Raw genomic sequence first — 20,972 nt, 5'->3', positions numbered from 1 at the left:
GCTTAGTGGGCGATATTCGCCCACTATATTTCTCTTTAGATCACTAACCTTTTGTTGTTTCACCTGAATTATCATCAAATAAAACGGATGTTTTGTGAAACAAGTTTATGTATTTTTAAGCTTCTTATTGCGTTGTTTGATGCATTAGTCATGGGCAATATGATTAACCAGAACAATACTATTGCCGTCCACTCCATTTTGGGTAGAGGTACAAATCATGATTATTTCTGCTTCAACTGATTATCGGGCTGCTGCACAGGCTAAGTTACCCCCTTTCCTGTTCCACTATATTGACGGTGGAGCTTATGCAGAGCATACCTTGAAACGCAATACCGAAGACTTATCTCACATTGAACTGCGTCAGCGTGTACTGAAAGACATGTCTGAACTGAATCTGGAAACCAGTTTATTTGGGGAAAAAATGTCAATGCCCGTGGCATTGGCTCCCGTTGGATTAAGTGGGATGTACGCTCGTCGTGGGGAAGTACAGGCTGCACGAGCTGCTGCTAAAAAGGGTATTCCATTTACGTTATCGACATTGTCAATATGCCCGATTGAAGAAGTTGCTTCTGCAATTGAGCGTCCAATATGGTTCCAGCTTTATGTACTGAAAGATCGTGGTTTTATGCGTAATGTTCTGGAAAGAGCAGAGGCAGCCGGTGTTAAAAATCTGGTATTTACTGTTGATATGCCTGTACCCGGTGCTCGTTATCGTGATGCACATTCAGGTATGAGTGGCCCGAATGCTTCTATACGGCGTTTTTTGCAGGTGATAACCCATCCTCAGTGGGCATGGGATGTTGGCTTGATGGGTAAACCCCATGATCTCGGCAATATATCTAAATATCGCGGTATACCTACCAAATTGGGGGATTATATTGGTTGGCTGGGAAACAATTTTGATCCATCCATATCGTGGAAAGATTTAGAGTGGATCCGCGATTGCTGGAAAGGACAAATGATTATTAAAGGTATCCTCGATCCTGACGATGCTAAGGATGCTGTCCGTTTTGGCGCGGATGGTATTGTGGTTTCTAATCATGGAGGACGCCAGCTGGATGGTGTTCTTTCAACCGCCAGGGCTTTACCGACTATTGCGGATGCTGTCAAAAATGATACTACTATTCTGGTTGACTCCGGTATTCGTACCGGATTGGATGTAGTACGAATGATCGCATTGGGTGCTGACAGTGTTTTATTGGGGCGTGCTTTTGCTTTTGCATTGGCAGCAGCTGGAGAAGCAGGAGTTTCTAATTTATTGGATCTGATTGATAAAGAAATACGGGTTGCAATGACATTGACGGGAGCAAAGTCTATTGCAGAAATTAATTTAGATTTGCTGGTCGATAATTGAAAGTAAAATTAGCGAGTTTGGGGAGTTATATGTTCTGATTGATAGTCAGCAGAAACTGAATTGTTCTGCTGACTATTTTTCATCAGATCCCGATAGGGCGGTATCCTTGCCATTCTGGTTTGTCTGGCTGACCGTGAGGGTTTTCAGTCAGATGAACAATCACGTAATACAGGGTATGCTTCTTCAATTTTATTCACTGCAACAAACTGGACATCATGAACTTCAATATTGGATTTTCCAGCGTTCCCACCAAGATAAAACATATATAGCTGAATCATATCTTTCCTTAATACTTGAATGCTTCTGAGTCGCTACTTTTGAAAATAAGAAACTGATTGATTTAAAAAACTATTTTTCCAAAAGAAAATAGTTTTGCTTTTCCTGTCAGATAAACACGTTTTCCTTGTATTTCGCATAATATATCGCCGCCCCTATCTGATAATTGACGGGCACGAAGTGTCGATTTATTGAGTCTTGCTCCCCAGAAAGGGGCCAGAACACAATGGGTCGAACCCGTGACAGGGTCTTCATTAATGCCTTTTGCTGGAGCAAAATAGCGCGAAACAAAGTCCGTAGATAAATCGCCAAAGGCAGTAATGGCAAGTCCCGGTAGCGGAAGGGCGGCTATTTTATCAAAGTGTGGTTGAGCATGAAGAACTTGATCGGCAGAATCTAGTACACAGATATAACGATCGTGGGAAGCAAATACCTCGCTGATATCTTGCCCTAAAGCCTCTTGTATGATGGGAAGAAGTGTTTTTTCTTCTTGGTAATCAGCGGCAGGGAAATCTAACGTGAAAACGCTATCCTGATGGGTGACACGAAGTTCTCCAGAACGGGTTTTGAATGTAATTGGATTATTTTGATAAGAATGCTGTTCAACGAGAACAAAAGCTGTTGCCAGTGTTGCATGCCCACATAAGTTTACTTCTATTTTGGGAGTAAACCAGCGTAGATGATCGTCAACTAAAAAAGCAGTTTCTGAGAGGTTGATCTCAGCAGCGATCGCAATCAATGTTTCATCTGATAACCATTCGTCCAGTAAGACAACAGCAGCGGGATTACCGGAGAAGTTTTTTTCTGTAAAAGCATCGACATGATAAATAGGGTATGAACGCATCAAGAACTCACTTTGCTTTTAAAAAATGTTACCTAGCATGTTGAAATTGCTATTGTTTGTAAAGGGTTATTTGTTTTGGCTCTGGAACTACCCATTACTGGTAGTTGATCTAAGGTGGTAATGATTATTAAATAATAATACTTGTAATAGTTACACTAGGGGATTTATGAAAATAAAAGGGATCCATAGCCTGTTTTTTCTTACAGTAATTGGCTGTTTTCAGGCATTGGCTTACGACTTCAGCTACAAAAGTGATATACCTGCTGATAACAAACCTTCAGGAGAATATCTGAAAAAAAGGGAAGAACTTGGCGCCAATTATTGGAATGTTAATAAGTTAGCGCAAGACAACGCCCTGGCTGAGAAACGAGAAGAAGAGTTGAAGGAATACACCAAAAAAAACGATTCGAATATGTATGTCGAGATTTCTCCTAGTTGGGATTATGCCAAAGAAAGGCACTTTATGAACGAATTGTCCCTCTTATCTCAGCACAAAGAGCGTGTCGGGCTTTCTTATAGCTGGAATAACAAAGACCTGCAGTTTTATCAGATCAAGGAAGCTCGTTTTATGAGAGAAATAATCCGTTCAAACCGACGCAAATGTTATCGTGAAACCAGACAGAAATTGGAGAAAGAACGAGGGAATCTCTATTCCGAGATGGAGATCTCCGATGCTTGCGGGAGATAGTGATGGTTATTTTATGATTTAATAGATAACTTTCATTGCTAAAACTCAGGCGGTCACGTAAAAAATGGCCGCCTGAGAGTTTGCTAATGATGACTGACTAATGAATATTATCACTATATAAAGACGGCATATCTTTAGGACGTGTTTTAAAACGGCGGTGTAACCACATGTATTGCTCCGGAGCTTGCATAATTTCCCGCTCGATTACCTTATTCATAAAGGTTGCCGCCTCGACTTCATCTTTTTCAGGAAAATTTTCTACAGCGGGTTGAATAATCAGCTCATAACCTTTTCCATCAGGTAATCTGCGTGGGGTAAAAGGTAATAAAGCTGGATTGGATAATCTAACCAAAATTGAAGTCCCGGTCGTTGTTGCGGCATGTTCAACAGCAAATAATGGGGCAAATACACTTTTACGTGGACCATAATCATGATCTGGTGCGTACCAGACAATTTCACCGTTTTTCAGGCAACGGATCATTCCCTTGACATCTTTTCTGTCCAGCATGTATTTGTTGGAACGTAAACGTCCCCAGGTTTGTAGCCAATCGATAACCGGATTATCATTCGGGCGATAAACCCCGATGCCCGGATTGAGCATACCAAAAATGCGGGCTCCCAATTCCAGTGTCAGAAAATGGATCCCAATCACGATGATCCCCTGACCTGTGGCTTGCACTTTTTGGATGTTCTCTCGTCCTGTAATTTTGAACCAGCGTTTAATTCTCCAGTCAGGCCAGAACCAAGCCATGCCAGTTTCAAATAACCCCATACCAACAGATTCAAAGTTTTTGACCAGCCATTTATTCCGTTCCTCTGGTGGCATATTAGGGAAGCAGAGAGCCAGATTGCGTTCAGCGATTTTGGCTCGTTTTTTTAAAAAACGCTGTGATAACCGACCAAGCCGGGTTCCTATCCAGTAAATCACGGGGTAAGGAAGTAAGACCAGTAGATAGAGTATGCCGATACCCAGCCAAGTCAGCCAGTAGCGGGGATGTAAAAATAAACAACGAAAAGAGGATGCTTGTATCATGTGTTTTCAGTGTATTAAAGATAATAATCTAACTATAAAAAACCTGTCTTGTAAGGTTTTAAGAGTAATAGGGGTATTGTGACACTTTTTAGTGGAATATCGAAATACCGGGGCACTAAATGATTAATCAACTGATAACAAGTAAGAAGTTGTCCCCCATGCTTTGGCTATGCAGTGTTAGGGCATGATTATGATGTTCTTCAGCATCATATTCAAATGATTGTTTTATTCCGGTAGAAACGGAACGGCAGAAAGAGGCGCCGTGATGCGTTGTGGCTGCGGATTAAGAATATAGTGAAATGAGGGAGAAATGGTAATTTCTAAATGTTTAAGCTAGTTCGGGGGTTAAGTTGATTCAGAACAGGGATTGATAGATCTGGGCCACAGAAAAAAGTAATATTGCAGGGGATAAAAAACCTCAAGTGTAGAGCGTGGGGTTTCTGGTTAAAATTGTCGATAATGATCTAGTGTAAACACTCTGCGGACACAGACAGACATAAATGTATGAATATCAACAAACTATAAGGGTATTTTGAACACCATGCCAGTGTTACATAACCGTATTTCTAATAAAGAGCTGAAAGAGCGTATGTTGGCTGAAACAGAGCCGCGTACAACCATCTCTTTTTATAAATATTTTACTATTTCTGAGCCACAGGCTTTTCGCGATAGCTTGTATCAAAAATTCACTGAGTTATCAGTCTTCGGGCGGGTTTATATCGCCAAAGAGGGTATCAATGCGCAAATCAGCATACCTTCCAAAAATGTTGATGCCTTGAAAACATTATTAGATGCAACTGATCCTGCTTTGTATAACCTGCGACTCAATATTGCGTTGGAAGATGATGGCAAGTCATTTTGGGTATTACGTATGAAAGTGCGTGAACGCATAGTTGCTGATGGTATTGAGGATGAAACTTTTAATCCGTCAAAAACCGGTGAATATCTGAAAGCCGCTCAGGTCAACCAAATGCTGGATGATCCTAATACCGTGTTTGTCGATATGCGTAACCATTATGAATATGAAGTTGGCCATTTTGAGAACGCGATTGAGATCCCATCAGATACATTTCGTGAGCAATTGCCGATGGCAGTAGAAATGTTGAAAGATGATAAAGATAAAAATATCGTTATGTATTGTACTGGTGGGATCCGTTGTGAAAAAGCGAGTGCCTACATGCTCCACAATGGTTTTAACAAAGTTTACCATGTAGAAGGTGGAGTTATTGAGTATGCTCGTAAGGTGAAAGAGCAAAGTTTACCTGTTCGCTTTATTGGTAAAAACTTTGTTTTTGATGAGCGTATGGGAGAGCGTATTTCTGAAGACGTTATCGCTCATTGTCATCAGTGCGGCGCAACTTGTGATAGTCACACTAACTGTAAAAATGATGGATGCCATTTGTTGTTTATTCAATGTCCATCTTGTGCAGAGCGGTTTGAGGGATGTTGTAGCGATGTTTGTCGGGAAGAAATGTTACTCCCTGAAGATGAACAACGTGCTCGCCGGGCAGGAAGAGAAAATGGGGCTAAGATTTTTAATAAATCCCGTTATCGGTTGAATGACGGTCTAAATATTACCTCATTGCAATCCAACAAACAATAAATTTATCTTAAGTATATTTCTAGCAAGCAGATACAAAAATTGGCGTAATAATACTTAAATTATTACGCCAATTTAGTTATTTTTTGCGGCGTTAGCAGAGATATTTAAAAATATTATAAACAAAAAGTAGTTCTATTTTGTTGGTTACTCCTATTTTTTCTATGATATGCCGTTTATGTGAATAAACTGTACTACTACTTATATTTAGTATTCTGGCAATTTTATAGGTATCTATTTCCAGCATCCAATAATAGATGATCCTGTTTTCTTGTTGACTAAAAATAGAACTTTTTATATTAAAATTGGCAAAATAACGTTGAATATCATGTGATGCCAACTCTTTTAGCCGCGCTAACAATAAGCTAAGATTCCTTTTGGGTAAGATAAAATCTTTATTTGTCAATTGGATATAATTCTCTATCCATGGATATAGTTTATCAATATAGATATATATACGGGTATTACGAACCAATGAAATAAATAGTTTCATTTGTTCACAATATGAACTGTGATGACCATAATATGTCAGGTTAATCAGAATAATATCAGGCGAAAATATCGACAAAATATTTATCGCCTCCTGAATTGAATGAGCCGCTGTTGAAAGGATATCTGTATTTTCTTTTAGAGATTCAATGATCCCAAGACGTGTATAATGGCACTCATCAATAATTAATAATTTCATTAACTGAACATCCTTGTTCTATAGCGGTTATTATTAAATGAATTAGGTCGCTTGATACTTAAAAATCAGGCGAACGAACATAGCTGTATGATACAGTATTGTACAGAATAATAAACTATATGAATGATTTTGTCGGCTGATATTCGTTTTGATACTCATGTTGGACACTCAGTGTATTGAGTGTCCAGATGTGTTTGAATTTTCAAGTTTGTTGTTAATGTTTCGTATAGTCAAGTTGAGTGTATTCCGATGACTCAATCTTCTCGATTCCAGCCTGCAAGATTAGGATCAGTTGTTTTGCAACCCCTGTCGTTAACCACAATGTTTTGTCAATGCTAACATTATCTGTGGTTTGATCTTGGGAGGATAAGTAATGAAGACGAATCATCATAGCGTCATAGGTATCTACAATACTGATGTCCCAACCTACAACTGGATGGGTTTGGATTATTTCATTTTTTTGTCCCATATAACCCCCTAATCAGACTACAGCATCTTTATTGATATAATTGACTAAGAGCAGTGGACTCATCCAGGATGAGCAGTTGCAGTATAAACCTTTTTATCAATCTAATACTACAACCAGTTGTAGAAACCAGATATTGGTCATTTTATCTGATAATAAGAAACTAGAACTTCTATAACTTAAACTTGCTTATGAATGAATTACTGTTACTTCCCACCTTGCATTTTCTCCAGCCAGGAATGGGATCAGTTTTTCACCAGCATGTTCGATATATTCGGTAACTGGTGTAGTCTTGCGTATAAGCTCAATAAATCCTTTATTAACAGGCAAATCATAAAATTTCGGGCCATTCAGAGAGCAGAATGCTTCAAAGTGATTCATTGCACCCATTTTTTCAAAAACAGTGGCATAGGCAGCCAAAGCAGTAGGCGCGTTGAAGACACCAGCACAACCACAGGAAGATTCTTTACGATGCAACAAATGAGGGGCGGAGTCTGTTCCCAAAAAGAAACGGTCACAACCACTGGCGACGGCTGAACGTAACGCTTCTTGATGAATATTACGTTTTAATACAGGCAGGCAATAGAGATGAGGACGGATACCACCGACCAACATATGATTACGGTTAAACATCAAGTGTTGTGGTGTTAGTGTCGCTCCTAATTTATCGTTGCCTTCAAGAACGTATTCGGCAGCTTCTTTAGTCGTAATATGCTCGAAAACAACTTTCAGATCAGGGAACTGTTTACGTAAGGGTTCCATCACTTGTTCAATGAAGCGGGCCTCCCGATCAAAAATATCAATATGAGCTGCGGTAGCTTCACCATGAATTAATAGAGGCATGCCCAATTTTTCTATCGTTTCCAATAAAGGATAGATCTTTTGTATGTCAGAAATACCATGGCTGGAATTAGTTGTTGCATTTGCGGGGTAGAGTTTACAGGCTGTGAAAACGCCCTCTTTATAACCGATTTCAATTTGTGAGCTATCTGTTGAATCTGTGAGATAGCATGTCATCAGTGGTTCGAATGGATGCTCTGACGGAATGGCTGCCATGATTCGCTCTTTATAAGCTCTGGCGCTGGCAACATCTATTACAGGAGGAACAAGGTTGGGCATGACAATAGCTCGGCCAAAAAAGCGGCTGGTATGAGGGACAATGGTCTTCAATATATCACCATCGCGAAAATGAACATGCCAGTCGTCAGGGCGGCGGATTTTAATAGTATAAGATTCAGTAGTCATGGAACCGGCTCCAGAATATAGATGAAAAATGACGGATGCTGATTCAGCATTCCTTAAGCCGATGGAAGATGATAAAGAGAAAATAGTTAAATAGCTATTAATAAGTGATAAAATTCCACATTTTCGCAGAATTAAGTTTTTAATTTTACACAAGCTAGGGTATTCAGAGGAAATTAATCGTATCAAAAAAGAAAAAATAGAAGTAATAAACGAGGGTGAATTGAAGTTGGCTCCTCCAACTGGACTTGAACCAGTGACATACGGATTAACAGTCCGCCGTTCTACCGACTGAACTATGGAGGAACTCCTTCAAGACGGGGAGAATATTAATGGCTCTTTTTCTATTTGTCAAAGAGGAAAATCATAATACTGGTTTGTTTGTTGTAAATATGTACTTTAAGCGCTTTTTTCAGCTTTTTTCAGCTTTTTTCAGCTTTTTCGGGTTATTTTTGGGAAAATATTCAAAATTTTACAGAAATAAAATTAACAAACAAGGATAAGTGGAAAACATGATAATTGGAAGGTAAAAAGCCCGATTAGCAAAGCTAAAATCGGGCTTTTAGAATTTGGCTCCTCCAACTGGACTCGAACCAGTGACATACGGATTAACAGTCCGCCGTTCTACCGACTGAACTATGGAGGAATTGCTGTGTTCCTGAGAACGAGGCGAATAGTAGGTGAATGTAGAAAGGTTGTAAAGCAGAAAAATAAAAAAATAAGTTTAAGTGGTTGATGGTTGTTCAAAGTGATGATGTTTTATCATTTTTTGTGACATAATATCACCAATACTGTAACTTTTTATATCTTGTACATGAGATTAAGATTTCATTGTATTCTCTGACATGAGATCGCAGAGAAAATTATCGGGAAAACTGACAGGAAAGATTTTAGCGAAAAACATCGTCAACCCTCATCCGATACAATAGGGATATAAGTGATGATTAGATAGTTGGGGGAAAATGTGTCTGGGGAAGGGCGATGTGGTTATTAGCATAAGTGATAGATGGTAAAAAGCCCGACTAGCAGAGCTAAAACCGGGCTTTTTAGAATTTGGCTCCTCCAACTGGACTCGAACCAGTGACATACGGATTAACAGTCCGCCGTTCTACCGACTGAACTATGGAGGAATTACTATGTTCCTGAGAACGTTGCGAATAATAGGGGAATACAGAAGAGTTGTAAAGCGAAAAAATAGAAAATAAATTTAAATGGTTAAGTAGTGTTCAGAGTGGCAATGTGGAGAAAGAAAGCGTATATGAGCAAGATAGGAAATTATTCGTTAGAGATAGCCCATAGGGGATAGACAGCAAAAAACCCGACTAGCAGAGCTAAAGCCGGGCTTTTTAGAATTTGGCTCCTCCAACTGGACTCGAACCAGTGACATACGGATTAACAGTCCGCCGTTCTACCGACTGAACTATGGAGGAATTACTATGTTCCTGAGAACGTTGCGAATATTAACGATGAACTCAGGGAGTGTCAACGCCAAAATTCTATTTTTCTATTGTTTGTTCATCATATGAGCGCATTGTGCTATGAATATGCTACTTTGCTGAAATTACATATTTTTGTTCAACCTTGGGAGGTTGTAAATAAGGCGATTGTTCTGAACACGCAATCATAAATACATCATAAAAACAAATTCCATCTTTTCGTCTGATGATTCGTTTGATTTCATTCTTTATTTCGCTGGGTACATTCGGATGAGCAAGTATTGTGTTGATAGCATCCTGAGATACTTTTTCATCAACGAACCATTCACCGTTGTAGCATACGCGTAAATCTAATACATCAATGTCTTCAAAATGATAAACCGGTTTGATATCGAACAGTAAAACGGCAGCCATGGTGAAAAAAAGTATGGTAAATAGAATAAGTGACCAAACGCCAAAATAGGGGGCATACCACATCAGTACAGCGAGGAAAGCATAAGCAACGATCATCGCCAAAAACAGGTATGGATGCTGGTGAATAAAGATGCTATTAAAATGCACCTTACCATCTCGATGCTCCGCGAGATTGATCCGCTCAAGATCCTGTATCAATATCTGTTTGATGATATTCATAATACTAGCCCGATTATTGTAGAAATCTGTTTTCGAATTAAAAGTGTTAATATTTTCAAGGTTATCATGCTCAGAGCATCCATCTGTATAGCAATTACTTTTTTTTATTTGCAAAACTGTTATTGTCCGGAAAGAACACGAGTATTTTTTCTTAAGATAAAAGTTGAATAAATCAAATAAAATCATAAATGCATCTATTTATTCGGTTATTCTGTTCTAATATTGAGCGTATGGATTTTTTTTAGATCGATAATACATAAAAAGGTTGCTATTCCTGTGCAGTCATGCGTTAATGCGTCTGGCCTGATAAACAGACCTACTTTATGTACGACATCTTGAGTTAATGCGTTATGTGTAAAAGTGCTATCCTAAGTAGCCTTTGTAGACCGTTTCCTTCTTAGTGCCTCCATAAGTAATAGCTGATACTGGCCAACACATGCCCAAGGTGGCGAGTTTTTTTTGATATATAGGAAAGTCACATGAAAATGACAGGTCAAGTGAAGTGGTTCAACGAGTCCAAAGGTTTTGGTTTCATTACTCCAACCGATGGTAGCAAAGACGTATTCGTTCACTTCTCTGCCATTCAAGGTAACGGTTTCAAAACTCTGGCTGAAGGCCAGAACGTAGAATTCACCATTGAAGATGGTGCCAAAGGCCCGGCAGCAGCAAACGTAACTGCTATCTAATTTAGCTTTTATGTCTTATTAAGCTCGCCATGCTAAAATGCCTTGGCGGGCTTTTTGCTTATAGAATGATTTTTAATAAAAAAATAACCACAATATATTATAAATTACAGTAATTTTTTATTGAACAGACGATAAAAAGAGCATTTTTTAAAGCTCATTTATTAATTAAAGCCTTTACTTGTCAATTTTACCTGTTTATACACCCGGCCAAATTCTATTGGAGTACTGATAATTGAACAGTCAAAGTTTTAGGTTTAATAAAAAATAATCCGGTAATCTGTTCATTTACGTTCAATTTACTGCTTACCTGAGATGGCGGGCGGTATTACTTAAATTTCACAAGTTGTACTATCCCGAAAAATTACGCAATAATACTGTAGAGCTGCTATTTTAAATCCTTAAAGATAGTATCAACAGATGTGTCGGGATATCTATAATGCAACTTTATACTCATTCCTTATTCCCTCCGGGAACATATCAATAACCAAATCGAATTTCTATATTCTGCCTTATTCCTATTGTACAAAATAAAGAAATTATTTCTTTAGGCTATCCATTGAGCTTTAGCCCAATACAGAAAAATGAGTAGCGATTAAAAATCGTACTTGCAAAACGTAAGATCATTTTCATTGCAGGCTTGAGATTATCTGAAACCTCGAAGCCAATAAGCACTCAGCCATAAAAGTCCTGAATCAAGCCGGATCCTATACCTATAGATTTTGGGTTGCATCGTAGAGGCTGTAAATGAGCTAAGCCAATGAATAAGTAACCTGGTAGATAAAAGGGATAATTTATCCATTTTAATATTATGGGGAGAGTGTCATGCTTTTGACATCTATTGCTATTCATTTACTATCTGCTACGTGTTTCGGGGCACTAATTGGTGCAGAACGTCAGTGGCGTCAACGTATGGCAGGATTGAGAACTAATGCCTTAGTTGCTACTGGTGCTACGGTTTTTATTCTTTGCTCAATATCAACTTCGCCTGATAGCCCCGGACGTATTGCTGCGCAGATTGTATCTGGTATTGGTTTTCTTGGTGCTGGTGTGATCATGAGAGAAGGAATGAATATTCGTGGTTTAAATACAGCGGCAATTTTATGGTGTTCGGCAGGTATTGGGGTTTTGTGTGGGTTAGGACAATATTGGTCAGCGAGTATTGCAACTGCAATAATTCTATCCGCAAATATTTTGTTGAGAGAAGCGGCTCAGAGAATTAATGCCCAGCCTCAACAACAATCCTTAGATTTAAAGCAGCGTTATAAAATCCGAATTATCTGTGATATTAGTGATGAAATCTTAATCAGGACGCTGATCCGGCAAGCAATTAATGGATTAAACATTCGGCTACATCATTAAGTAGTGCTGATACCCACCAGCCAAATAGACTTGAGATCTGTGTAGAAATATTGGCAACACCTGCTAAGCAAAAAGAAATCGAATCGATTGTTTGTCGAGTGAGTTTAGAAAAAAGTGTTAGCTCAGTTAATTGGGAAATTGCTGCTGAGTTACCTACTTAGAATAATTTTATATAAGTAATTCAATTATTTTATAAGGAGATTATGTGGGAGATCCTCCTTCATCTCTTAGCATGAATAAGGTGTTGCCTATGAAATAGCGTCATTATATTAATAATATGGAATGGTATTGATTATTAATACTTTCATTAATGATAATGAACATTATTCTCAGTTATGCAACACCAAAAACTTTATAAATTCTTCTCTATTAGCAAAGAAGAGATAACCACTATGATGGGAAATTGAATATAGTGTGTATGATTAAGTGGGCCGTCACAAAACTAATTAATCATTTCAGAAAAGAATTTACCATAGTTCAACACTTCATTGGAACGGGATAAATAGTTTTCATCAAAGTGGATTTTAGATATGGAAGTAAAAGAAAGTAGAGATTAGTTTTCTTCACGGCTACAGAAAAATTGATGAGTTACTTTTTAGTTGTGTCAGTTGGAGATCGTCAATTTTTGTGTATAACCCACAGCAAAGCTACCAAGTGATTCGCAAAGGTACAGCAGAAGGGATGTGATCTGTTTGCTGTCATACATAGAACTTATTCCTCTTACTGAAGAAAGACGCAACAATATCATGTAATTGGTTAGTTGCTATAACGAACAAGGTTTCAGGGTGTTAATCTTAGTAATATGTGAATTAAATATTGATGAAGTGAAACATCTACTTTCTGTTACTAACGAAAAGGAGTGAGTATTTCGGTTAAGGTGTTTGCCGAAGATAATTCTGTCATTATAGTTAAAATTTGTCATGATATGGATTTAGATACTGAGAGTATTCTTAGTTACCTTGATATTAAATGTATGAATGATGAAAACCTTTCAAAAGAAGTGGAATTAAGACCTGTTTTTGTAACTTAATCCTTCGGCAAAAATCATACATTTTAAAGGCACTACAAAATAATACGTATGCAATAAATATTCCTGATGATGGAATAAATGATGCACCGACATTGCAGGATGTTGGCGTATTTGTGTGGATATTGGGATTGGGATCGCAAAAGAATTTGCAGATATCATTTTGCTTGATAAAAATCAGATGGCATTAGAAGAGGGCGTAAAAAGATAAGGAAAACGTTTGGAAATATCATGCAGTATTTAAATATGACAGTCAGATCGAATTTTGGGATGTATTTTCTGTATTGGTTGTCAATGCATTTATTCTATTTTTAGCTATGTTAACCATTCATTAGCTTGTACAAAACCTAATGTACGATATTTCACAATAGTCTTTGCAGTGGAATAAAATGGATAAAAGTTTCTTGAGAAAACCATTACAAATGGGATGTGAAAAATATCGGATATTTTATGCTCTGGTCCTTTCTATTTTCTATAACCTTGTTTGCGATTTTGTGTAATCGTTTTCTATATTACAACATATTTTATATGGTATTTATTCGAACTAATAGTATATAACATTAAGCCGTATTACAGTCTGGTGAGTGGTGGAAGAGGTGTTATCACAAAACTAGGTGTACATATGTTATGCAAAAAACCTGGTTGTATAAAGTACCGTCGCTTTACCTGTATTATTGATGACATTAATAACAATGATATTAGGTAGTTACATATCATGATCATCATTTGCTACTTTCATAAGGATTAAAATCGTTACCTTGGAAATATTTTCCTTGGTTAATTGGGGAGTTTATAAGCTACTGCATTGTCATTCATGTGATAAAACGATTTTATATTCATAGTTTTGGTGAATGGTTGTGAATAATTCTCATTAATTAATATCTTATTCTATCTTGATTAAGAAAATAGCCATCGCAATTTTCACATCAATAACTCTGGCCATTAATGATTTTTGGCAGATATTTTTGATAGGTATTGATGTTATTCTTTAACTACGAACCTACTATCATAATAATGATAAGCTTAACGGGATAATAGAATTATATTTGTATGCTATTTTTTTATTTTAATCATTTTGTTACATGACTCGTTATTATTTGTATTTCAAATTAAGAAGAATAAGACACTATTTGTTTTTATTTCATCTATTATTTTGTTCGCAGTCTATTTAAACTGTAAATTACTTTTTAAATTTAGTTCTGCGTTGTAATAATTTATTGGTTAATTTACATTTGGGAATTATTTTGTTTCTGAATTTATCGTATTTAAGGAAATTAATTTTAGGTCAATAGGTTATTTTGTACTTTGTATGTCAGCTAATCAACTGGTCAGATGAGCATCATAATCATCGATTATCCTTAACATTTTTAAAGTCATGGAAGATGTGTATTATAATTTTTTCTTATGTTTTTGGCTTATGGAGTGCTCAGTGGCTGTAAATAACCGCCAATGAGGTTTTCGTTAAGAGAATGTCAAAAGCTATCATTCTGTGCACTATATTTGATAAGTAAAAATTATTAATTTTAATGACTGGGTAAAGTGGTGCTGGCTTTGTCCAGTGATAGGATTTGTTGGAGTATCGGAGACTTATTGATTGCGATTGCTCTGGGATAAAGATGCAGATATTTTTTTATTTCAACATCATACTGTATTTTATCTTATTTTTGTGATCTGTGTGATACTTGTATTCTAAGTGATGTCGATGTTACCTCAGTAACTGTGTGAAAATAGCACAATCGTAAACTAAAAATGATCAGACTGGTATCTTTTTAATGACTAGTATTCACACATTATTAATAAATTTGGCATAACTATGATCCAAATCGACTAATAGTGGAAGATGAGTGCCTACCCACATTATCAGGAAACAATTTTTAATAATATTTTTATAATTTAGCTAAAGAAAGGATTTTTTCTCGTTATTTTAAATTTATAAGTTTAATAGATCGTATAAAACAAAAAATGGTCTCTAATATTTTTATTTAAATAATTTAACTTATTAATTATAGGCTATTTTGTGTTTTCTTTTGCTTGAATAGTTAATGAGCTAGAATCATAATAAAAAAGGTGGTTTTGTGATATATGTCACATAGTATTTAAAATGACATATATTCTCCGTTGTATAAATTGATGATTCAGGAGTAAAGTTAATTAGTATTAAGAATATTCTTAATCAATTGTGGCAAGTTCATTATCCAGATGATGCAATAATATTTTTACAATTCATTACCGAAATATTTTAGAAATTGGGCGATCCCAAGAGTAATACAAAGGACAGTTACTGCTCTGGCTAAAGATGTATATTTCAGTTATGTCGGAGATTATTGAATCTCATGCTACTGGTAATTTTGTCGTGAGTGATTCTTTGATCACTTAATTGATTTTTTCATATAATCGGACGGGATATATAGAAATGAGTACGGTTGAATTGCTCAAACATATTTATGACATAAATTTATCGTATTTGCTTTTAGCACAACGGCTAATTAACCATGAGAAAGCGTCTGCGATGTTCCGTTTAGGTATTAGTGAATCTATGGCTGATACGTTGGCCAAGCTGGCATTGCCTCAGTTAGTAAAATTAGCTGAAACAAACCAACTGATTTGCCATTTTCGGTTTGAAGATCACGAAACTGTACAGCAGTTGACGAAGGAATCACGGGTGGATGATTTGCAACAAATTCATACAGGTATCTTGTTGTCTACCCATCTTTTTCAACAGTTATCCACTCAGGATGACGCTTCAATCAAAAAAAGAGCATAAAGATGGTTGAGAAAAGTATTGTCCAGGAAGCTAAAGATATTCAATTGGCAATGGAGCTCATCACCTTAGGCGCACGGTTGCAGATGCTTGAAAGTGAAACGCAATTAAGCCGGGGAAGGTTGATTAAGTTGTATAAAGAGTTGCGGGGAAGCCCTCCGCCTAAAGGGATGCTCCCCTTTTCGACGGATTGGTTTATGACTTGGGAACAGAATATTCATTCTTCAATGTTCTACAACGCTTACCGTTTCCTGCTAAAAAGTGGACATTGTGCTGGTGTTGAAGCTGTAGTAAAGGCTTATAGGTTATATCTTGAGCAATGTCCCCCGGCGAGTAAAGATGGACCAGTTTTGGCCCTAACCAGAGCTTGGACTCTTATTCGTTTTGTCGATAGTGGGATGTTGCAGCCAACCGAGTGTCGCTGTTGTGGTGGAACTTTTATCACACATGCTCACCAACCGGTAAATAGTTTTGTTTGTAGTCTTTGCCAGCCGCCTTCAAGAGCGGTAAAAAAACGTAAACTTTCCGCTCAACCTGCCGATACTAATTCACAACTGCTGGATGGATTTGCTCAGCAAGCTATGTGAATTTAAATGGGAAAGTGAAAACTAGATTACAGGTTTTGGTTACTCTGGCCTGTAATCTACAGCCATCCTCTTCCTCATTGGCTAATTCGCCCTGTTCAAATCCCATCTGCTCACCAACTTAGCTAAAGGATATCGCGTGTTAGTACTTTTAGGATATATGATGGTTTTTGGTGCGGTAATTGGTGGCTATCTGCTTGTCGGTGGTCACATGGGCGCACTTTATCAGCCAGCGGAATTTTTGATTATTGCAGGTGCGGGCATTGGTGCTTTTATCGTGGGCAACAATGGCAAAGCGATAAAGGCTACATTGCGCGTTTTACCAAAAGTATTGCGTAGATCAAAATACAATAAAGCGATGTACATGGATCTGATGGCTTTACAGTTTCGTCTGCTATCTAAATCCCGCCAGCATGGGCTTTTGGCTCTGGAGCGGGATATTGAGAATCCGCAACAGAGTGATATCTTCACACAGTATCCCCGCTTACTAAAAGATCCTTATTTGATGAACTTCATCACGGATTATATGCGCTTGATCATCAGCGGTAATATGAATCCACATGAAATCGAAGCTCTGATGGATGAAGAAATCGAGACTTATGAGCAGGAAAGCGAAGTCCCTGCAACCAGTTTGACAATGGTGGGAGATTCATTGCCGGCATTTGGGATTGTCGCGGCCGTGATGGGGGTAGTTCATGCGTTAGGTTCGGCAGATCGGCCAGCAGGAGAACTTGGGGTATTGATTGCTCACGCAATGGTAGGAACATTTCTGGGGATCTTACTGGCTTACGGTTTTGTTTCGCCTTTGGCGACTTTGTTGCGTCAGCGCAGTAGTGAGCAGGTAAAAATGATGCAATGTATTAAGGTTACCCTGCTTTCCAGCATGAATGGTTATGCTCCACAAATTGCGGTTGAATTTGGTCGTAAAACATTATTTCTCACAGATCGTCCTTCATTTACAGAACTTGAAGAGCATGTTCGTAGGGTTAAGGTCCCTGTACAACAAGAAGCTGAAGACTAATTATGAGAGCGAATAATGTTTCTGTTATCAGAATAAAAAAGCGCAAAAAACATGGTCATAGTCATAATGGCGGTTCATGGAAAATTGCATATGCTGACTTTATGACTGCAATGATGGCTTTCTTTTTGGTTATGTGGCTGGTATCTATCGCCAGCCCGCAGGAATTGACCAGCATTGCAGAATATTTCCGTACCCCTTTGCAGGTTGCAATAAATAAGGGGAAACAGAGTAGTGATAATACAAATCCTATCCCTGGGGGAGGGGATGACGTTTTCCAGCAGGATGGAGAAGTTTTCCGTCAGAACAAGCAAGTTGAAACCAGTGAAGAAACCCGTCGTTTGGATCGGTTGCGCCAACAACTTGATCAACTGATTATCACGGATCCTCATCTCAAAGAACTGCGTCCGCATTTATTAATTGACATGATGGATGAAGGTTTACGCATCCAGATCATCGACAGGGAAAATCGTCCGATGTTCATGGTTGGTAGTGCGAAAGTTGAAAATTATATGAGCGATATTTTGCGGGCAATTGCGCCGATCCTGAATAGCATTCCAAATAAGATCAGCCTGTCTGGACACACTGATAATTTGCAATATATCAATGGACAGCGTGGTTATAGCAACTGGGAACTCTCTTCAGATCGTGCAAACGCATCAAGACGAGAGTTGCTCATTGGTGGTTTGGATGAACCCAAAGTTCTGCGGGTTGTTGGCATGGCATCCACCGTCAGTATGCAAAAAGGTATTGCTCCTGATGCTCCTGTTAATCGCCGTATCAGCATTATTGTTTTGAATAAGGAAGCAGAAAAACGGATTGAACAGGAAAACAGTGGCGGTAATGTCATGACTGCTAGCAGTAGTATGGATATGCAAGAAGTCATCAGAATGGATTCGAATGAGGGAACGCCTTCTCAGCAACCCACCGGACAATCCAATGAAATCACAATGCCCGAACAGCCAAAAGTGGAATCGGCAAGTGATACTAATAAGGTGACAGAGTAAGTAACGATGGATATTACCGCGTTTTATCAGACTTTTTTTGATGAAGCAGATGAACTATTGGCGGATATGGAGCAGCATTTATTGCTGCTCAATGCCGATGAACCTGATCATGAACAGCTAAATGCCATCTTTCGCAGCGCCCACTCTATCAAGGGGGGCGCTGCGACATTTGGTTTTACCAAGCTACAACAAACCACGCATGTTTTGGAGAATCTGCTGGATAGTGCCAGACGTGACGAAATACGCCTGACAACTGACATTATCAACCTGTTTTTAGAAGCGAAAGATATTATGCAGCAACAATTGGATGCCTATAAAAGTTCTCAGGAGCCAGATGAAGATACATTCAATTATATCTGCGAGACATTGCGTCAGCTTGCATTAGAGCTACAGGAAGATCGGCAGCAGGAAGAACAGCAAAAACAGCAAAATGTAGAAGTTTTTACTGCAATATCTGAAGCGGCGCCTGTAATGGAAGAGACTATCCAACATGCAGCAGAAAGTCAGGAAGAGAAGGAAGCACAAGCAGTAACAACAGAGCAACCTGAGCAATCAGAAGAAAAAATCTCTCCGGCTGTAGCAATCGATCAGGGCAGGATCCGTGTTCATCTGTCTGGGTTGAAAGAGCGTGAAGTTGCTTTGATGAAAGATGAACTAGGACATCTTGGAGAGGTTTATGATGTTGAACAAGCCACCGATAGCCTTGAGGCTTCATTAATCACATCTGCAACAGAAGATGATATTACTGCGGTATTGTGTTTTGTGGTTGAACCTGAGCAGATAACTTTTTTGCCTGTATTGGACTTCCAACCGACAGAATCAAAAACTGAAGAAAGTACTACATCATCTGATACTACAACGACAAATACCGTCATAAATAATGTGGAATCTGGCACGGTAGATATACCACAGTCTGTTAATGCGAATAATGCAAATAGTACAAATAGCGCGAAGAAAAAAGCAGATCTACATGAAGTTGGCCGTCCGGCACCGCGTCCGGTGGCAGGATCACCGCGTCAACGTGTGGAATCTTCCAGCATTCGTGTGGCTGTGGAGAAAGTGGATCAACTCATCAATCTGGTAGGTGAGCTGGTGATCACCCAATCTATGCTGGCGCAGCACTGTGATGCTTTAGAGCCGACAAAACACAGTGAACTGTTGAGTTGTATGGCTCAATTGCAGCGCAACTCTCGTGATTTACAAGAGTCTGTCATGTCGATCCGTATGATGCCGATGGAATATGTTTTCAGCCGTTATCCACGTTTAGTCCGGGATTTGGCGGGAAAATTGAATAAAAAAGTAGAACTGACATTAATCGGCAGCTCAACAGAATTAGATAAAAGTTTGATTGAGAGAATTATCGATCCGCTTACGCACTTAGTTCGCAATAGTCTTGACCATGGTATCGAAACCCCGGAAAAACGTCTTGCAGCAGGTAAACTGGAAACAGGTAACTTGACTCTTGCTGCGGAACATCAGGGCGGCAATATCTGTATTGAAGTTATTGATGACGGTGCAGGGCTGAATCGAGAAAAGATCTTAGCAAAAGCCCAGTCTCAGGGGCTGGCGGTCAGTGAAAACATGAGTAATGAAGAAGTTGCCATGTTAATTTTTGCTCCCGGATTTTCTACCGCAGAAGTGGTCACGGATGTTTCTGGCCGTGGAGTAGGTATGGATGTGGTTAAACGTAACATTCAGGATATGGGAGGACAGATCCAGATCAACTTCCAAGAAGGAAAGGGGACCGTCATTCGTATTTTGCTGCCGCTGACATTGGCGATATTGGATGGTATGTCTGTCAAAGTTAACGATGAAGTCTTCATTTTACCGTTGAGTGCTGTTGTCAGTTCCTTACAGCCACAAGAAGCAGATATTTATCCATTGGCGGGAGATGAAAAATTGTTGCAGGTACGTGGCGAATATCTGTCGCTGCTTGAACTGTACCGGATATTTGACATTCCAAATGCAGAAACGGCACCAACGAAAGGTATTGCTGTGATCGTTCAAAGTGCAGGGCGTCGTTATGCACTGTTGGTAGATAAACTGGTGGGGCAGCATCAGGTTGTTGTTAAAAATATTGAAAGCAACTACCGCAAAGTACCGGGCATTTCGGCTGCCACCATTATGGGGGATGGCTGTGTTGCCTTAATTATTGATATTCCTGCTTTGCAGAAACTTAATCATGAGCAGTTGGCCATGCGTAAGGCTGAACTTGCGGATAAAAAAACAACCAATTAAGTTAGGCCCAATTTCAAGTCACAGTAAAAGGT

Annotated in this window: 16 protein-coding genes, 4 tRNA genes and 2 pseudogenes; 11 read left to right on the top strand and 11 right to left on the bottom strand. The window is 38.6% G+C overall.

Translation table 11 applies throughout. From position 1 onward, the window contains the following. Positions 1-217: 217 nt before the first annotated feature. Positions 218-1,354, top strand: a complete 1,137-nt coding sequence (lldD, locus tag Xbud_RS04130) for an FMN-dependent L-lactate dehydrogenase LldD (protein ID WP_099134871.1) — start codon at positions 218-220, stop codon at positions 1,352-1,354. Positions 1,355-1,512: 158 nt separating this feature from the next. Here the strand turns inward: lldD and Xbud_RS20355 are convergent. Further along, positions 1,513-1,629, bottom strand: a pseudogene (locus Xbud_RS20355) (DUF1543 domain-containing protein); the annotation flags it as partial. 65 nt (positions 1,630-1,694) lie between these two features. Further along, positions 1,695-2,474, bottom strand: a complete 780-nt coding sequence (locus Xbud_RS04120) for a PhzF family phenazine biosynthesis protein (protein WP_099134870.1) — start codon at positions 2,472-2,474, stop codon at positions 1,695-1,697. A 166-nt stretch (positions 2,475-2,640) separates the two neighbouring features. Here Xbud_RS04120 and Xbud_RS04115 point away from each other — a divergent pair, with 166 nt between their 5' ends. Further along, entirely contained in the window at positions 2,641-3,162 is a 522-nt protein-coding gene (locus Xbud_RS04115; RefSeq protein ID WP_099134869.1) for a hypothetical protein, read from the top strand. Positions 3,163-3,259: 97 nt separating this feature from the next. Here Xbud_RS04115 and Xbud_RS04110 read toward each other — a convergent pair whose 3' ends face one another. Next, entirely contained in the window at positions 3,260-4,195 is a 936-nt protein-coding gene (locus Xbud_RS04110) for a Kdo(2)-lipid IV(A) acyltransferase (RefSeq protein WP_099134868.1), read from the bottom strand. A 541-nt stretch (positions 4,196-4,736) separates the two neighbouring features. Between Xbud_RS04110 and trhO the strand changes: the two genes are divergently transcribed. Further along, positions 4,737-5,798, top strand: a complete 1,062-nt coding sequence (gene trhO, locus Xbud_RS04105) for an oxygen-dependent tRNA uridine(34) hydroxylase TrhO (protein WP_099134867.1) — start codon at positions 4,737-4,739, stop codon at positions 5,796-5,798. Between the two features lie 91 nt (positions 5,799-5,889). Here the strand turns inward: trhO and Xbud_RS04100 are convergent, their stop codons facing one another. The 8 genes from Xbud_RS04100 to Xbud_RS04065 form a co-directional block, all read right to left on the bottom strand. Continuing rightward, positions 5,890-6,483: a LuxR C-terminal-related transcriptional regulator gene (locus Xbud_RS04100; protein WP_099134866.1), complete on the bottom strand. Its 594-nt coding sequence runs from the start codon at positions 6,481-6,483 to the stop codon at positions 5,890-5,892. A 214-nt stretch (positions 6,484-6,697) separates the two neighbouring features. Next, a complete protein-coding gene (gene bssS, locus Xbud_RS04095) occupies positions 6,698-6,952 on the bottom strand; it encodes a biofilm formation regulator BssS (RefSeq protein ID WP_099134865.1) in 255 nt (84 codons plus the stop codon). 186 nt (positions 6,953-7,138) lie between these two features. Further along, a complete protein-coding gene (pyrC, locus tag Xbud_RS04090; protein ID WP_099134864.1) occupies positions 7,139-8,194 on the bottom strand; it encodes a dihydroorotase in 1,056 nt (351 codons plus the stop codon). A 227-nt stretch (positions 8,195-8,421) separates the two neighbouring features. Beyond that, a tRNA-Asn gene (locus Xbud_RS04085) sits at positions 8,422-8,497 on the bottom strand. 264 nt (positions 8,498-8,761) lie between these two features. Continuing rightward, positions 8,762-8,837, bottom strand: a tRNA-Asn gene (locus Xbud_RS04080). A 408-nt stretch (positions 8,838-9,245) separates the two neighbouring features. Next, positions 9,246-9,321, bottom strand: a tRNA-Asn gene (locus Xbud_RS04075). Between the two features lie 224 nt (positions 9,322-9,545). Further along, positions 9,546-9,621 (bottom strand) — tRNA-Asn (locus tag Xbud_RS04070). A gap of 117 nt (positions 9,622-9,738) precedes the next feature. Beyond that, positions 9,739-10,260, bottom strand: coding sequence for a YlaC family protein (locus tag Xbud_RS04065; protein WP_099134911.1), 522 nt, complete (start codon positions 10,258-10,260; stop codon positions 9,739-9,741). Between the two features lie 479 nt (positions 10,261-10,739). Here Xbud_RS04065 and cspE point away from each other — a divergent pair, with 479 nt between their 5' ends. The 8 genes and pseudogenes from cspE (at position 10,740) to cheA (ending at position 20,940) form a co-directional block, all read left to right on the top strand. Continuing rightward, positions 10,740-10,946 carry a transcription antiterminator/RNA stability regulator CspE gene (gene cspE / locus Xbud_RS04060; protein WP_038265922.1) on the top strand — a complete coding sequence of 69 codons (207 nt, stop codon included), beginning with the start codon at positions 10,740-10,742 and terminating at the stop codon, positions 10,944-10,946. A gap of 822 nt (positions 10,947-11,768) precedes the next feature. Next, positions 11,769-12,466: pseudogene (locus Xbud_RS04055) on the top strand (MgtC family protein). A 698-nt stretch (positions 12,467-13,164) separates the two neighbouring features. Further along, positions 13,165-13,335 carry a hypothetical protein gene (locus Xbud_RS19745; protein WP_169923022.1) on the top strand — a complete coding sequence of 57 codons (171 nt, stop codon included), beginning with the start codon at positions 13,165-13,167 and terminating at the stop codon, positions 13,333-13,335. A 2,410-nt stretch (positions 13,336-15,745) separates the two neighbouring features. Next, positions 15,746-16,096: a flagellar transcriptional regulator FlhD gene (gene flhD / locus Xbud_RS04050; RefSeq protein WP_099134863.1), complete on the top strand. Its 351-nt coding sequence runs from the start codon at positions 15,746-15,748 to the stop codon at positions 16,094-16,096. Between the two features lie 2 nt (positions 16,097-16,098). Continuing rightward, complete coding sequence (flhC, locus tag Xbud_RS04045; RefSeq protein ID WP_099134862.1) at positions 16,099-16,680, top strand: flagellar transcriptional regulator FlhC; 582 nt, start codon at positions 16,099-16,101, stop codon at positions 16,678-16,680. Between the two features lie 136 nt (positions 16,681-16,816). Beyond that, on the top strand, positions 16,817-17,698 hold the full coding sequence (motA, locus tag Xbud_RS04040) for a flagellar motor stator protein MotA (protein WP_099134861.1): 882 nt from the start codon (positions 16,817-16,819) through the stop codon (positions 17,696-17,698). A 2-nt stretch (positions 17,699-17,700) separates the two neighbouring features. After that, positions 17,701-18,702, top strand: a complete 1,002-nt coding sequence (gene motB, locus Xbud_RS04035) for a flagellar motor protein MotB (protein WP_099134860.1) — start codon at positions 17,701-17,703, stop codon at positions 18,700-18,702. 6 nt (positions 18,703-18,708) lie between these two features. Further along, on the top strand, positions 18,709-20,940 hold the full coding sequence (gene cheA / locus Xbud_RS04030; protein ID WP_099134859.1) for a chemotaxis protein CheA: 2,232 nt from the start codon (positions 18,709-18,711) through the stop codon (positions 20,938-20,940). Positions 20,941-20,972: the final 32 nt, after the last annotated feature.

Origin of the sequence: Xenorhabdus budapestensis (assembly GCF_002632465.1) — a bacterium.
GTDB lineage: Bacteria > Pseudomonadota > Gammaproteobacteria > Enterobacterales > Enterobacteriaceae > Xenorhabdus > Xenorhabdus budapestensis.
Note: the sequence above shows the minus strand (reverse complement) of the source record. Positions and strands in the feature narration are given on the sequence as shown.

Bases quoted from the DNA above. Each gene is read 5' to 3' on its own strand.
- lldD (WP_099134871.1), top strand. From the start codon at position 218: ATGATTATTTCTGCTTCAACTGATTATCGGGCTGCTGCACAGGCTAAG.
- Xbud_RS04120 (WP_099134870.1), bottom strand. From the start codon at position 2,474: ATGCGTTCATACCCTATTTATCATGTCGATGCTTTTACAGAAAAAAAC.
- Xbud_RS04115 (WP_099134869.1), top strand. From the start codon at position 2,641: ATGAAAATAAAAGGGATCCATAGCCTGTTTTTTCTTACAGTAATTGGC.
- Xbud_RS04110 (WP_099134868.1), bottom strand. From the start codon at position 4,195: ATGATACAAGCATCCTCTTTTCGTTGTTTATTTTTACATCCCCGCTAC.
- trhO (WP_099134867.1), top strand. From the start codon at position 4,737: ATGCCAGTGTTACATAACCGTATTTCTAATAAAGAGCTGAAAGAGCGT.
- Xbud_RS04100 (WP_099134866.1), bottom strand. From the start codon at position 6,483: ATGAAATTATTAATTATTGATGAGTGCCATTATACACGTCTTGGGATC.
- bssS (WP_099134865.1), bottom strand. From the start codon at position 6,952: ATGGGACAAAAAAATGAAATAATCCAAACCCATCCAGTTGTAGGTTGG.
- pyrC (WP_099134864.1), bottom strand. From the start codon at position 8,194: ATGACTACTGAATCTTATACTATTAAAATCCGCCGCCCTGACGACTGG.
- Xbud_RS04065 (WP_099134911.1), bottom strand. From the start codon at position 10,260: ATGAATATCATCAAACAGATATTGATACAGGATCTTGAGCGGATCAAT.
- cspE (WP_038265922.1), top strand. From the start codon at position 10,740: ATGAAAATGACAGGTCAAGTGAAGTGGTTCAACGAGTCCAAAGGTTTT.
- flhD (WP_099134863.1), top strand. From the start codon at position 15,746: ATGAGTACGGTTGAATTGCTCAAACATATTTATGACATAAATTTATCG.
- flhC (WP_099134862.1), top strand. From the start codon at position 16,099: ATGGTTGAGAAAAGTATTGTCCAGGAAGCTAAAGATATTCAATTGGCA.
- motB (WP_099134860.1), top strand. From the start codon at position 17,701: ATGAGAGCGAATAATGTTTCTGTTATCAGAATAAAAAAGCGCAAAAAA.
- cheA (WP_099134859.1), top strand. From the start codon at position 18,709: ATGGATATTACCGCGTTTTATCAGACTTTTTTTGATGAAGCAGATGAA.